Raw genomic sequence first — 14,753 nt, 5'->3', positions numbered from 1 at the left:
TGCACGGGTTCGATCCGGAATCCCCCCACTCCATGGCCCGCAGTCTAGCGAAGCGGTCGGACACGGCAACCGAGCAACCGATCGGCGGCAGACAACTCAAAAGTTGCTCGCGATGATCACTCCCGCGATGCCCGTGCCCAGCGGCACGAACGTGCACGGCGGCACCACCACGTGGGCGGGATCGAGGGTGTTGAGCACCAGTTGCTGGGAGAACGGGTCGTACGGCAGGTTGAAGTGTCCGGTCTGATCGATCGGGCACAGGTCCTGGACGAGGATGTTGGTGGCGCCGGGGTCGTGCAGCGCGACGTTGGTGTACGGCTGGATCACCTCGTCGTAGCGCGTCCCGATCGTGGTGTATTCGGCGCCGGGAACGGTGTCACCACCCGCATTGAGGGCAGTGAGGAACGGCGAGCCCTGCACCTGTTCGGCGAGCGCCTCCGAACCGATCGCTTCGATCAGCTCGGTGCCCCCGGGAACGGATGTCACCGCCGTCGCGATCCCGAAGAACGTTCCCCCGTAGGTGGGCGACGCCAGACCGATCCAGTGGTGTACCTTCGACGCCCCGCCGAGCCTGTTGACGTAGTACCGGGCCACCGTCGCGCCTTGCGAGTGCCCGATCAGGTCGACCTCGTCCGCGCCGGTCGCGGACAGCACGTCGTCGACGAACACCTCCAGTTCCGCGGCCCCCTCGGTCATGGTCTGCATCCCGAAGTGTTCGGTGCCCGGTTTCCGTCCGTAGTTCAGGGCGAACACGCAGTAGCCGGCGGCCTTCAGTTTCGGGCTCAGCCCGGCCCAGTTCGAATAGGCGCTGCCGTCGCTGCCGTGCACGAGAATCACGGGGCGGGGATGCGCGGGACCGGGGCGGCACGAGAAGTCGTTGGCACCGGGCGGCGCGGAATGCGGATGCTGCTTCGCGTACGCGATCGCGGCGCCGGCGTCGGATTGCGGAGGCCCCGGCAGCGTCGGGACTTCCGCCGCCTGAGCGGGCGCGGCGCCGAGCAGGCAGATCACGGCAGCGAGAAGCGCGAGTAGGGATCCGTGACGTGCCTTCGACATCGCCCAGCCCTCCGTTGCGATTTGGGCTGACGCTACCGTCCGCCGAAGCCGCCGGCAGTGGAGATCGGCAAACCCGTTATCGCGGGGACCGCCAGGTCACGGTTCGCTATCCCCTGCCGAGCCCCCGGTAGACCCACCCGGCGGTGCGCCAGTCCTCCGCGTCGAGGCAGTTGCGGCCGTCGACCATCACGCGCGCACGCACCACGCCGTTCAGATCCTCCGGTTTCAGGGCGGCGAACTCCGCCCACTCGGTGAGCAGCAGCACCGCGTCCGCGTTGTCGCACGCCTCGACCGCCGACGTCGCGTAGTTCAGCGTCGGGAACAACCTGCGGGAGTTGTCGAGGGCCTTCGGGTCGTAGACGCTGACGACGGCCCCGTGCAATTGCATCATTCCCGCGACGTTGAGTGCCGGCGAGTCGCGGACGTCGTCGGATTCCGGTTTGAACGCCGCGCCGAGGACGGCCACGTTGGCGCCGAGCAGCGACCCTCCGCACGCCTGCGCCGCCAACTCCACCATCCGGGTGCGCCGGCGCATGTTGATGCTGTCGACCTCCCGCAGGAAGTGCAGCGCCTGGTTCGCACCGAGCTCACCGGCCCGGGCCATGAACGCGCGGATGTCCTTGGGCAGGCAGCCGCCACCGAAACCGAGACCGGCATTCAGGAACCGGCGGCCGATCCGCGCGTCGTAGCCGAGGGCGTCGGCGAGTTGGGTGACGTCGGCGCCGGTGGCCTCGCAGACCTCGGAGATGGCGTTGATGAAGGAGATCTTGGTGGCCAGGAACGCGTTGGCCGACACCTTGACCAGTTCCGCGGTCGCGAGGTCGGTGACCAGGAACGGAATGTCCTCGCCGAGCAGGCGGGCATACAGCTCGCGCAACTCGGCCTCCGCGCGTCCGGGGCGCAGACGGTCCACGCCCAGAACCATCCGGTCGGGATGCAGGGTGTCCTCGACGGCGAAGCCCTCCCGCAGGAACTCCGGGTTCCACGCCACCTCCACGGCGTCACCCGCCGGCGCGAGCGCCCGGGCCCGCGCCCCCAGATCCGCCGCCGTCCCGACGGGAACGGTCGACTTGCCGACGATGACGGCCGGACGGTCGAGCATCGGCGCGAGCGTGTCGATCACCGAGTGCACGTGCCGCAGGTCCGCGCCGTACTCCCCCTTCTTCTGCGGCGTGCCGACACCGAGGAAGTGGAGGTCCGCGAACTCCGCGGCCTCGCTGTACGACGTCGTGAAGTGCAGTCGGCCGGCGTCGATGTTCCGGCGCAGAACGTCCGCGAGACCGGGCTCGTAGAACGGCACCTCCCCGGACGAGAGCTTCGCCACTTTTCCGGGGTCGACGTCGACGCCCAGGACGTCGTGACCCAACTCCGCCATGCAGGCGGCGTGGGTGGCTCCCAGGTATCCGGTTCCAAACACGGTGCAGCGCATGCACCCTTGATAACCAGTGCAGGTGAGCGCGATATTTACCCGACAGATGCTCGAAGCCAACAGTGCGTGTACGGACGGTGCGGGGCGAGACCCTATGCTTCGCCCATGCATGTTCTCTTCGTCTGCACCGGAAACGTCTGTCGCTCCCCAACGGCCGAGCGCCTCGCAGTGGCATACGCCGAGGAGCTCGGGATCACCGACCTGACCGCCGAAAGTGCAGGTACACGCGCTGCGGTCGGACGCCCGATGGAACCGACGGCCGCGCAAGTCCTCGAAGGGCTCGGTGGTAACCCCACCGAGTTCACCGCGCGGATGCTCACCGCGGATCTCGCGGTGGAGGCCGACCTGGTGCTGACGATGACCGAGCGTCAGCGCGAGAAGGTGCTGGCGCTGGCTCCCGAGCAGTTGAAGAAGACGTTCACGCTGAAGGAGGCCGCGCGTCTCGCCGAGGCGGCGGATGCGAAGTCGGTGGCCGATCTGGCTGCGGCGCGTCCCAGACACAAGGCCGACGACACTCCCGAAGACGTGCCGGACCCGATGGGGAAGGACGAGGACACGTTCCTGACCATCGGGTCCGAGATCGCCGATCTACTGGGTGTGATCTCGCGGAGCATCCGTCTCTGACCAGGGTTCCTGGTCGTCACGGTAGCGGCGGGTGCGCCTCGGTGTGGGAGGCACCGGTGCGCCCGACTGCTGCTCGTTGCCGTAGTGGTCGGGCGCTCCGTACCACTGCTGACCCCGGCCGCCGTCGTAGGCACCCTGGTAGGCGGGGGCACCCTGGTAGACGGGTGCTTCCTGCGGATCTCCCCCGTACGGCTGCTGCGGGTACTCGTCGCGAACGTACTGCGCCTGCTGCTGCGGCACCGACTGCTGGGGTGCCTGCTGTAGAGGTGCTTGCTGCTGGGGTGCCTGCTGCTGCACGGCGGGCTGCGGCGGGGCGGCCTGTTGCATCTGCGGCAGCGACTTGTCGGTCTCGTAGTAGTACTTGTACTCGTACACCCCGCGACCGCGGCTCGGCGTCATCGTGATGATCGTCCCGAGGATGGTCGCCCCGACGCTGTGCAGGTTGCCCACCGCCCGCGACAACTGGTCCCGCTTGGTTTCGGCGTGGCGGGCGATGACCAGGGCGCCGTCCGACATCGCGGTGAGCACGGTGGCGTCGGTGACCGGCAACAGCGGGGACGCGTCGACGATCACGTAGTCGAATCGTCCGCGGAGGTCGGCCAGCGCCTGACGGGCCGTCTCGGTTCCGAGCAGCTCACTGGGGTTCGGCGGGATCGGCCCGGACGCCAGGACGGTCAGACCCGAGTATTGCGTCGGCTGGAGCACGGCGTCGAGGTCGGCCTTGCCCGCCAGGACGCTGCTGAGCCCGACGGACCCGACGACGCCAAGGTACTTCGACACGCGCGGCTTGCGGAGGTCACCTTCGACGAGGCACACGTTCTGGCCGCCCTCCGCCAGCACGAGCGCGATGTTGATCGCGGTGGTGGTCTTGCCCTCGGTGGGCAGCGAACTGGTGACCACGATGACACGCGGCGGGTTGTCGACCTCGAGGAACTGCAGATTGGTGCGGAGTTCGCGGTAGGCCTCCGCGCTCGAGGAATTGCCCTCGGCGAAGTTGATGGCCTGCTGCGTCTGCCGCTCCTTGTCGAACGGGATGGTGCCGATCAACGCCGAACCGGCCAGTTCCTCGACGGTGCGCCGATCCTTGACCGTGTTGTCGAGGCGATCGCGCAGGACGGCGAACGCGATACCGAGCAGCAGCCCGACCGCCGCGCCCAGAGCGAGGTTGCGCAGCGTCTTGGGCGAGACGGGAGTGGACGGAGTCTGCGCCTGCTGTTCGACGACGACGCGGGCGGCGGGGGCCCCACCCTTCTCCGGGGTCTCGAGCTCCCGGGCCATGACGACGAACTCGTCGGACAGGGCGTTGGCGATGTCGCGGGCGCGTTCCGGCGACGGATCCTGCACCTTGACGTCGATGAGCACGGTGTCCGGTGCGGAGCTGGCCTTCACCTGTGAGGCGAGCGCCGCTGCCGTGCCGCCCAGATCGAGCTTGTCGATCGTCCGCTGCGCGAGGGTCTCGCCGGTAAGCAGTTTGGTGTAGGACGTCACCCGCTGCTGCGAGAACAGGTTGCCCTGGTAGACCTCGTTCACCGACGATCCCGCGGACGTCGAGACGAACAACCGGGTCGACGCCTCGTAGATCGGGGTGGTCAGCAACGACGCTCCGAGTGCACCGAGAATCGCGACCACGGTCGTGATCGCGATGATTTTCCAACGTGACTGCAGAATTCGCAGGTAGTCCTGAATTTCCATTATCGAGTCTCTTCCAATTGCGTCGCGCTCAGCGGCGCGATCGAGCTGTCATTCACATCGTTCTGACCCGACTGAATCGCTACATCGTAGTGATGAGGTCCACTGTCGGCGTCACGTGCCGTCACGGTTCGCCGTGGTCCCCCGATCTCCGAAGCAGTCGGCCGATCTCGGCGAGCGGGCCCGGGTCTGCCATCTCGGAGTGGGTGGTGTCGATGTGGTGTGCGGTGACGACGCCGTCGGCGTGCTCACGCCAGGCGTCGACGACGTCGGGGTGCCGGTTCAGGTCGCGGGCGGCGACGAACAGGTCGAGGTCGCCGTCGAACCGCCGGGGGCTGTGGGTCGACGCGATCAGCTCGAGCCGCTCGATCACGGCCCGGATCTCCCGTAGCCGGTCGACGCTCACGTACGCGCCGAACTGCGCGATCAGCTCGTCCTCGCTCAGGGTTTCCGGTTCGGGTGGCTGCTGTTGCGGTAGAAGCGTGTCGAGGAGCGCCGGCGCGGCCACCTCGTGGCCCGCGTCGCGGAGCTGGACGGCCATCTCGTGGGCGATGGTTCCGCCGAGCGACCACCCCAGCAGGTGGTAGGGGCCCGCCGGCTGGACGGCGCGGATCGCGTCGACGTACCGCGCGGCCAGCGCGGACAGCGTCTCGGGCAGGTCCGGCCTGCCGGTCGCCTGGATGCCGTACAGCGGTCGGTCGCCCACGTGATCGGCGAGACCGCCGAAGCACCAGGCCAATCCGCTGAGCGGGTGCACGCAGAACAGCGGCGCTCCTGCATCGGCGGGGCGGAGTTCCACCACGGTGTCGAAGAAGCTCTCGGGCCGAGGCCCGTCGTCGATCCGGGCGGCCAGGCGCTGCACCGTGGGGTCGGTGAAGACCCATTCGATGGGCACGTCGCGGTCCAGTCGGCGGCGCAGTTCCGTTGCCACCGAGGCCGCTCCCATCGATGTGCCGCCGAGCGTGAAGAAGGCTTCGTCCGCGGGGACGTCTGCGACGCCCAGGACGTCCGCGAACACGGCGGCGATCGTCTCTTCGAGTTCGCCTGCCGGCAGCGCGGATTCGACGACCTCGATCGTCGGGGCCGGCAGTGCGGCGCGGTCGAGTTTGCCCGACGGCAGCAGCGGCATCGTGTCGACGACCGTCACCGACGCGGGGACCAGGTGCCGCGGCAGCCGGCCGCGCGCGAAGTCGAACACGGAGCGCGGCGTCAGACCCGCGGCGCCCACGACGTACGACGCCAGCACGGTGTCCGTCGGCGTCGGCACCGGGATCGTCACGGCAACGTCGATGTCGGGGTGCCCGGCGAGCACGGCATCGACCTCGGCGGGTTCGACGCGGATTCCGCGGATCTTCACCTGATCGTCGCTGCGGCCCAGGTATTCCAGTTCACCGCCCGGGTCACGTCGCACCACGTCGCCGGTGCGGTACAGCCGCTCCCCCGGTTTGCCGTAGGGATGCGCGACGAATTGCCCTGCGGTGAGATCACTTCGACCCAGGTAGCCCCGGGCGATGCCGCTGCCCGCCAGATACAGTTCGCCCGTCACGCCGTCGGGCACGGGATGCAGACGCGGGTCGAGGACGAACGCGGCGTTGCCGTCCAGGGCGCTTCCGATGGTGATCGGCCTGCCGGGTTCGAGGGGGCCCGCGACGGACGCGTCGACGGTGAACTCGGTCGGACCGTAGGCGTTGAACAGCCGGTGCCGCCGCGACCACCGGTCGGCGAGGTCCCTGGGCAGTGCCTCTCCCCCGACGACCACCGTCGACGGTGCGAGGCTGTGCGGGTCGAGGGAGGCCAGCACGGTCGGCGTCAGTGTGAAGTGGGTGATGTTCTGCGACACCAGGAACTGTGCCAGTTCGTCGCCGGCGTAGCTGAAGGCGGGTGCGGCCACGAGGGCGCTGCCCAACGCCACCGCCCAGAGCATTTCGAACACCGCGACGTCGAAGGTCGGGGACGTCGACTGCAGCACTCGGGCGTCGCCGCCTTGCGCGTCCGACGTGTAGGCGGGGGTAGCGAGGAGGGTCGTCAGTCCGCGGTGCGTGACGACGACGCCCTTGGGCCGGCCGGTGGAACCCGACGTGTAGATCACATACGCCGCGTTGTCCACGTCGGGTGCCGCCGGATCCGCGTCACCGGAGGGCCGCTCGTCCAGGCGCATCCAGTCGACGGATCGCGGCAGATCCCCGACCCCGCCGACGGTCAATCCGAGCACCGCACCCGAGTCCGTCAGCATCCAGTCGAGCCGCTCCGCGGGATGGGTGGGATCCAGCGACATCCACGCCGCACCGGCTTTGGTCACCGACCACACCGCCAGGAGCCAGTGCCGGCCGCGGGGTGTCGCCACGGCGATCACGTCCTCCGGGCCGACGCCGCGGGACGCGAGTGCGCGGGCCCAGCGGTCCGATTCTTCGTCAAGTTCGCGGTAGGTCCACCGGGTGTCACCGTCGACCACCACGACGGCGGACGGGGTGGCGCCAGCACGGGTGGCAAGGATGTCGCCGAGCGTCCGCGGCGTGGCCACCGGCCGGGCGCCCTGCACGAGTTGTGCGCGTTCGGTGTCGTCGAGGATGTCGAGGTCCCCGGCGGCCGCCGACGGGGTGGTCAGTGCGGACTCGAGGACGACGCCGAACCGGCGCAGCAGCGTGAGTGCTGTCTGCCGGCCGAACAGGTCGGTGGCGTAGTCGAGTCGCACCGTCATGTTCTCGGCCGCGTCGGTCACGTCCCACACGAGGTCGAATTCCGTTGCCTGCGTCTCGGGGTGGTCTTCGTCGGTCCCGACGAAAAGTTCAGGGAAGTCGACGGCCCGCTGGTACGTGAGCATCACCTGGAACAGCGGGTTGTATGCCACGGATCGGGGTGGGGCGAGGTGGGTCACGACGTCGTCGAACGGGACGTCGGCGTGCGCGAGCGCGTCGAGGTCGACGGTGCGGACGTCCGCGAGGAAATCCTCGAACGGTTGCGCCGGCGTAACCGCGGTGCGCAGTGCCACGGTGCCGACGAACATGCCGACGACGGCGTCGAGCACCGGATCGGGACGGCCGCCGACCGCCGTCCCCACCACCACGTCGGACTGTCCGCTCACGCGGGCCAGCAGCACCGCGAGGGCGGCGTGGAGCACCATGAACACGGTCGTTCCGCGGCTGCGTGCCAGTGCGACCACCCGCTGCCGCAGGTCGTTGTCGAGCGTCCATTCGACGCTGGCCCCGACGTGGCTGGGGTGTTCCGGCCGGGGGCGATCGGTCGGCAGCGGGAGCGGCCCCGACTCACCGGAGAGCACCTGCGCCCAATGCTCGAGCTGGGCGCGAGCCGCGCTGCCGGGATCGGAGGCGGTCCCGAGCAGTTCGCGCATCCAGATCGCGTAGTCGGCGTATTCCACGACCAGCGGCGCCCACTGCGGGGCCGACCCGTCCGCGCGGCACCGGTAGGCGGTGTCGAGGTCGGTGAGCAGCGGTCCCATCGAACCGCCGTCCAGCGCAATGTGATGGACCACGACGCCGAGCATGAAGCCGCCGCCCTCGGTGCGCCACAGTTTCACCCGCACCGGGGTCTCGGTGGTGAGGTCGAACGGCCGGGCGCTCCACGTGTCGACGGCGAAGTCCGCTTCCGCGCCGACGTCCTCGGTCACGGACTCGACGGGCAGCACCAGCTGATACGGGCCTTCGGCGTCGACGGGGAAGACGGTGCGCAGCAACGAATGCCGCTCCAGCACGTCCCGCATCGCCAGCCGGAGGACGTCGACGTCGACGTCGCCGCCTACCCGGGTGACGAACACCATGTTGTGCAGGGCGGTGTCGGGGTTGACCCGGCTGAGCAGCCACAGGCGTTGCTGCGCGGGCGACAGCGGCACTCGCGCCCCGCGCGGGCGGGGAACGAGCACCGGCCGCATGGCTCCCGCCGCGGGGGCGCCCAACCACCGGGCGAGCGACGCGGGGGTCGGGTTCTCGAACAGCACCCGCACCGGCACGTCGACGCCGAACGTCGCGGACAGTCGGGCCGTCACCGCCGTCGCGGACAGTGAATCGCCGCCCGCGTCGAAGAAGTTGTGCCCGGCGCCGATCCGGGCCGAGCCGAGCACATCCGCGAAAACGCCGGCCACCATCTCCTCGGCCGCGGTGCGCGGGGGCGCCGCGACGGCGTCGTCGTCCCGGGCCTCCAACGAGGCGACGTCGAGCTTGCCGTTGGCGGTGAGCGGCAGGGTATCCATCGTGACGATGCGGGGCGGCACCAGATACGAGGGCAGGCGGCCCGTCAGCTGCTGCCGCAGCGTCCGGGAGTCGAGGTCCGTGCCGGCGACGAAGGCCACGAGGTCGTTTCGCTGCACCAGTACGGCTGCCTGCTCGACACCCTGCAGCTCCAGCAGCGCCGCCTCGATCTGAGCCGGTTCGATACGCATGCCGCGCACCTTGATTTGCCGGTCGACCCGGCCGAGGAAGGTGAGGTGGCCGTCCGCCCGTCGGTGCACCAGGTCGCCGGTGCGGTACCGGCGGGTACCGTCCGGGGCGGCGACGAACCGTTCCGCCGTCCGGTCGGGTGCGCCGAGGTAGCCCTGGGCGAGTCCGGGTCCGGCGAGGTAGAGCTCACCGACACCGCCGACCGGGACTGCGCGCAGCCGCGTGTCGAGCACGACCGCCGTGGTCCCGGGGATCGGGGCGCCGATCGTCACCGTGCCGGTCGCGGATCCGGGCTCGAATTCGGTCAGCGTCGCGACCACCGTCGCCTCGGTCGGACCGTATGCGTTGAGCAGAAGCCTTCCGGCACTCCATGTTCCGGCCAGTTCGGGGCTCAGGGTCTCGCCTCCGACCCCCACGACGCGCACCGACTCGAGCCCGTGCGGGTCGAGCGTCGCGAGCACGGACGGCGTGGAGAGGTAGTGGGTGACCCGCTGCTCGATCAGCAGCCGATGCAGTTCGGCACCGGCGAAGATGTCGGCGGGGGCCACCACCAGGCAGGCGCCCGAGCCGAACGCGAGCAGCATCTCCAGCACCGCCGCGTCGAAGGCGGGGTTGTAGCCGTGCAGCACACGGTCGTCGGGGCCCACCCGGTACCGGCGCACCACCTCGGCGGTGAGCGGCCCCAGTCCCCGGTGGGTGACGGCCACGGCCTTGGGTGTGCCCGTGGACCCGGACGTGTGGATCACGTACGCCACGTCCTGTGCGCATTTCTGGTAGCCCTGGCGACCAAAACCGCTCACGGGGCTGAACGCCGCACCGGTCTTGGCGACGGCCCAGAGTTCGATCACGAAGTCCGACGACCGCGGCAGGTCGATCGGAACCACCTCGCCCGGTCCGACGCCCAGCGCGGTGAGCTTGCGCGCCCGCGCGTCGGAACGCTCGTCCAATTCGCGGTACGTCAGGGTGACGTCGCCGTCGGTGAGTGCGGCGTTGTCGGGATACGCGGCGGCGGTGGCCGTCAGGATCTCGGCCAGGGTGCGTTCACCGGCAGGCTGCGGACCGACGAGCGGCTCCGCGGCGGTCAGCGCGACGTCGCCCACGGGCACGTCGGGGTCGGCGCAGATCGACTCGAGCACCCGCCCGAGGTGGGTCACCACGGCGTCGACGGTTCTGTGATCGAAGACGTCCGCCGAGTACACGGCGGCGCCGCGCATCCCCGAGGGGGCACCGTCGTCGGACGTCTCGGTGAGGGTCAGGTGCAGGTCGAATTTCGCTGTTCCGGTGTCGAACTCCTTCGCCGTCACCGTCATGCCCGCCGCCTCGAGCGGGGGGATCTGCAGGTTCTGCAGGGCCAGGGCCACCTGCGGGGTCCGCCCGCCGAGCAGTCCGGCCACCACCTCGAACGGCACGTCCGCGTGCTCGAAGGCGTCGACGTCGAAGTCCCGGACCTGCGCGAGGAGTCCGGTGAACGGCATGTCGGGCAGTACCTGCGTCCGCAGCGCGAGGGTGTTCACGAACATGCCCACCAGGGAGTCGAGTGCGCGTTCCCCGCGGCCCGCGACGGCGGTGGCGACGACGATGTCGGTCCGGGCGCCGAGCCGGGACAACACCACGGACAGTGCCGCGTGCAGGACCATGAACGGTGTCGCGTGGTGCTGCGCCGCCAACTGGTGTACGGCCTGCTGCACGTCCGCCGACACGTCGAATGCGACGACGCCGGCACGGGTCGAGCCACTCGTCGACCGGTCCGGTGTCAGCGGCGCCGTGCTGTCGACGCCGTCCAGCGCCCGGCGCCAGTGCTCGACGCGGCGCTGCCCGTATTCGCCGTCCAGCAGGTCCCGCTCCCACACGGCGTATTCGGCGTACTGCAGCGGCAGCGGGTGCTCCTGCGGGGCGATCCCGGTGGAGTGCGCGGCATAGGCACTGAGCACGTCGGCGACGAGCGGGGTCAGCGACCATCCGTCGGCGGCGATGTGATGGATGTTCACGGCCAGCACGTGGCACTGCGGGTGCAGACGCAACAGGGCGACGCGGATGGGCCGGTCCTCGGTGAGGTCGAAACCGCGGGCGGCGAACTGCGCCATGAACTCGTCGGGGTCACGCACGTCGACCGGCGTCAGGTCGAGCGGCGCCGGGTCGAGGATCTCCTGGTGGGGATGGCCGTCGACGGGGTACCGGGTCCGCAACGTCTCGTGCCGCCGGATCACGTCCCCGAACGCCGCGGTCAGCGCCGCGACGTCGAGTGCGCCCTCCAACCGCACGGTGGCGGGCAGGTTGTACGTCGGCGATCCGGGATCGGTGCGGTTCAGCACCCACATGCGGTACTGGCTGCGGGACAACGGAATGCGGTCCGGTCGGGGCCGTGCGACGAGCGCGGGACGCAGGTCGGTCTCGGGGACCGCGTCGTCGAGGGCGTCGGCCAGTTCGGCGACGGTGGGGTGCGCGAACAGGGTTCGCAGCGGCACCAGGTGTCCCGTGGATTCGGTGAGCCGGGCCGTCAACTGGGTGGCGAGGAGCGAGTTGCCGCCCGCATCGAAGAAGTGTGTTCCGCGGCCCACCTTCTCGTGTCCGAGGACGTCCGCGAACACGCGAGCCACGACGCGCTCGGTGTCGGTGCGCGGCGGTTCGTTCTCGGCGACCGCCAGTTCCGGCATCGGCAGCGACCGTAGGTCGAGTTTGCCGTTCACGGTGGGCGGCGCGGCGTCGAGCACCACCACCGCGGTCGGAACCAGGTAGGGCGGCAGGGATTCGGCGAGGCGGCGACGCAGATCGTGGGTGTCGAGGTGGCCGTTCGGCAGCACGTAGGACACGAGCATCTCGGTGCCGGCGCCGGTGGTGCGCACGACGGTGGCCGTGAAGTCGACGTCGGTGAGTCGCGCGATGACGGTGTCGATCTCGGCTGGTTCGATGCGCACTCCCCGCATCTTGATCTGGGAGTCGGTGCGCCCGAGGTACTCGAGTTCGTGGGCGGCGGCGGACGTGCGCCACCGCACCAGGTCGCCGGTGCGGTACAGGCGTGCGCCGCCGTCGGCCGCGACGAACCGCTCCGCCGTCAGCCCCGGCTGGTCCGCGTAGCCGCGGGCGAGCGCGCGGCCTGCCAGATACAGCTCGCCGGGCACGCCGGGAGGGACCGGGCGGAGCCGGTCGTCGAGCACCAGCGCGGACACACCGTGCACGGGGGCCCCGATCGAGACGGGCTCCCCCACACCGAGCGGTCCGGTGCTGAACGCGTACATGGTGGTCTCGGCGGGGCCGTACGCGTTGAACAGGCGACGTCCGGCCGCCCAGCGGTTCACCAACTCGCTGCCGAGCCTCTCGCCGCCGACCATCAGCACCTGCAGGTCCGGAAGGTTCCGGTCGCCGAGGGTGGCGAGGATCGTCGGGGTCATGCAGGCGTGCGTGATGCGGTCGCGTTCCATCAGGTCGGCGAGCGGCGGGCCGGCGTATTCGGCGTCCGACGCGATCACCAGCGTGGCTCCCGACGCCCCGGCGACGAGGACCTCGAGCAGCGTCATGTCGAATCCGGGCGCACCGCGGTGCAGCATCCGGGAGCCGGGGCCGGCCGCGTACCGCTCGCGCAGGTCGGCGTCGAGGGCGGCCAGGCCGCCGTGGGTCACGACGGCGCCCTTGGGTGTGCCCGTCGTTCCCGAGGTGTAGACGACGTACGCCACCTCCGACGTGAGCGGCAAAGCGTGCTCCGGCACTCTTTCCCACTCACGTGGGGTGAACGGGGTGCGCGCGGGGTCGAACAGCACGGGGGCCGCACCGGTCTTCGCGATGGCCCACAGTCGCACCACCGCGTCCACCGACCTCTGCTCGGCCCAGGGAACGAGGCTTCCGCGGCCAACCCCACTCTCGCCGAGTTCGCGGGCGAGAGCGTCGGATCTCGTGTCCAGTTCGCGGTAGGTGAGTTCGACGCCCTCACCCGATACCGCGACAGCGTCCGGCGCGAGGGCGGCGCCGCGGGTCAGAATCTCCCGCAGCGTCGACGACGCGGGGGCAGCGGGACCGACGGCGGGCACCAGTGCGGCGCGTTCCGCGGCATCGAAGAGGTCGATGTCGCCCACCGGCAGCAGCGGGTCTGCGCTGACGGCCTCGAGGAACCGCATCAGCCGCGACGCGAACTGCTCGATCGTCGAGTGCTCGTACAGGTCTGCGTCGTAACCGAAGTCGAGGTGCAGGCGCCCGCCCGGACCGGACTCGGTGACGGTCAGTTGCAGATCGAAATTGGACCGGTCGACGACATCGCCGACGGGTGTCACCGTCAGCCCGGAGAGGGCCACCTGGCCCGGCCGGCTGCGCTGCATCGACAACGCGACCTGGAACAGCGGGTGGTGGGACGTCGACCGTGCGGGGTTCAGTAGCTCCACCAGAGCCTCGAATGGCATGTCGGCGTGCGTGTAGGCGGCGATGTCCCGTTCGTGGACGTGAGCGAGTAGTTCCGCGAACGTGGCCGACGGGTCGACCGCGGTGCGCAGCACCAGGGTGCCGGCGAACATCCCGACCATGTCGTCGAGTTGTGGATCGGTGCGCCCGGCGACGGCGGTCCCGATGGGCACGTCACGGCTGCCGCTGTACCGCGAGAGGACGGCGGCCAGTGCGGCGTGCAGCACCATGAACGTGGTGGCCCGGCCGCCGCGCGCCAGCGTGTGCACCGCGTCGTGCAGTTGTTCGCCGAGTTCGACGCCGACCGTGCGGGCGTGACCGGACGCGGCCGCCGGCCGCGGATGGTCGGTGGGCAGGGTGACCTGCTCGGGCAGGTCCGCGAGGGTGTCGAGCCAGTACCGCTGCAGTGTGTCGGCGGATGCGTCGTCGAGGAGGGCCCGTTGCCACACGCTGTAGTCGCTGTACTGCACGGGCAGCGGGAGCCACTCGGGGCTGCCTCCCCCGAGGCGGGCCTGGTACGCCGTCATCGTGTCGCGGATCAGCGGGGTGAGCGACCACGCGTCGGCGGCGATGTGATGCACCACGAGGGCGAATACGTGCGTGTCGGGTCCGACGCGATACAGCCGCGACCGGATCGGTGGGTCGACGGACACGTCGAATCCGCTGTCGACGAACGCGCGCAGGTGCGCGTCGACGGCGTCCCCGGGCAGCGCGATGGGCGTCAGATCCAACGGGACGTTCGCGGCGTCGAGCACGACTTGGTGCACGCCGTCGGCATCGGACGGGTACACGGTGCGCAGTGTGCGGTGCCGTTCGATCAGGTCGTGTGCGGCGGACGCCAGCGCGTGCACATCCAGTTCGCCGTCGAGGCGGACGACGAGCGGGAGGTTGTATCCCGAAGCGCCGGTGTCGAATTGGTTGACGAACCACATGCGCTGTTGCGCCGGCGACAGCGGAATGCGGCCGTCGTGCGACGCCGGCCGCTGCGGGAGACGCCGGCGCCCGGCACCGGACCGCTCCTCGATCCGGGTGGCCAACTCGGCGACGGTGGGGGCCTCGAAGACGTCCTTCACCGTCACGTCGATGTCGAAAACGGCGCTGACACGCGCGGACACCCGGGTTGCGAGCAGCGAATTGCCGCCGAGGTCGAAGAAGTTGTGCCGCGTCCCCACCTCGGC

The 14,753-nt window shown here is 70.2% G+C and carries 5 protein-coding genes; 1 reads left to right on the top strand and 4 read right to left on the bottom strand.

Translation table 11 applies throughout. The annotated features are described in order from the left end of the window. Positions 1-96 precede the first annotated feature (96 nt). Both ACFTZB_RS18845 and ACFTZB_RS18840 read right to left on the bottom strand, forming a co-directional pair. Complete coding sequence (locus ACFTZB_RS18845; RefSeq protein WP_378433482.1) at positions 97-1,056, bottom strand: esterase/lipase family protein; 960 nt, start codon at positions 1,054-1,056, stop codon at positions 97-99. Positions 1,057-1,162: 106 nt separating this feature from the next. Continuing rightward, positions 1,163-2,485 carry a UDP-glucose dehydrogenase family protein gene (locus tag ACFTZB_RS18840; protein ID WP_378433481.1) on the bottom strand — a complete coding sequence of 441 codons (1,323 nt, stop codon included), beginning with the start codon at positions 2,483-2,485 and terminating at the stop codon, positions 1,163-1,165. Between the two features lie 105 nt (positions 2,486-2,590). On the opposite strand from ACFTZB_RS18840, the gene ACFTZB_RS18835 reads away from it, so the two are divergent. Further along, positions 2,591-3,109, top strand: coding sequence for a protein tyrosine phosphatase (locus ACFTZB_RS18835; RefSeq protein ID WP_378433480.1), 519 nt, complete (start codon positions 2,591-2,593; stop codon positions 3,107-3,109). Here the strand turns inward: ACFTZB_RS18835 and ACFTZB_RS18830 are convergent. Together ACFTZB_RS18830 and ACFTZB_RS18825 are read right to left on the bottom strand one after the other, a co-directional pair. Next, positions 3,074-4,801 carry a polysaccharide biosynthesis tyrosine autokinase gene (locus ACFTZB_RS18830; protein ID WP_378433479.1) on the bottom strand — a complete coding sequence of 576 codons (1,728 nt, stop codon included), beginning with the start codon at positions 4,799-4,801 and terminating at the stop codon, positions 3,074-3,076. The two genes, ACFTZB_RS18835 and ACFTZB_RS18830, sit on opposite strands and share 36 nt — an antisense overlap. 121 nt (positions 4,802-4,922) lie before the next feature. After that, positions 4,923-14,747 (bottom strand): amino acid adenylation domain-containing protein, encoded by a 9,825-nt coding sequence (locus ACFTZB_RS18825; RefSeq protein ID WP_378433478.1) that lies wholly within the window; start codon positions 14,745-14,747, stop codon positions 4,923-4,925. Positions 14,748-14,753: the final 6 nt, after the last annotated feature.

Origin of the sequence: Rhodococcus sp. NPDC057014, from assembly GCF_042673295.1 — a bacterium.
Lineage (GTDB): Bacteria > Actinomycetota > Actinomycetes > Mycobacteriales > Mycobacteriaceae > Rhodococcus_F.
This window is presented reverse-complemented; position numbering and strand designations above follow the sequence as displayed.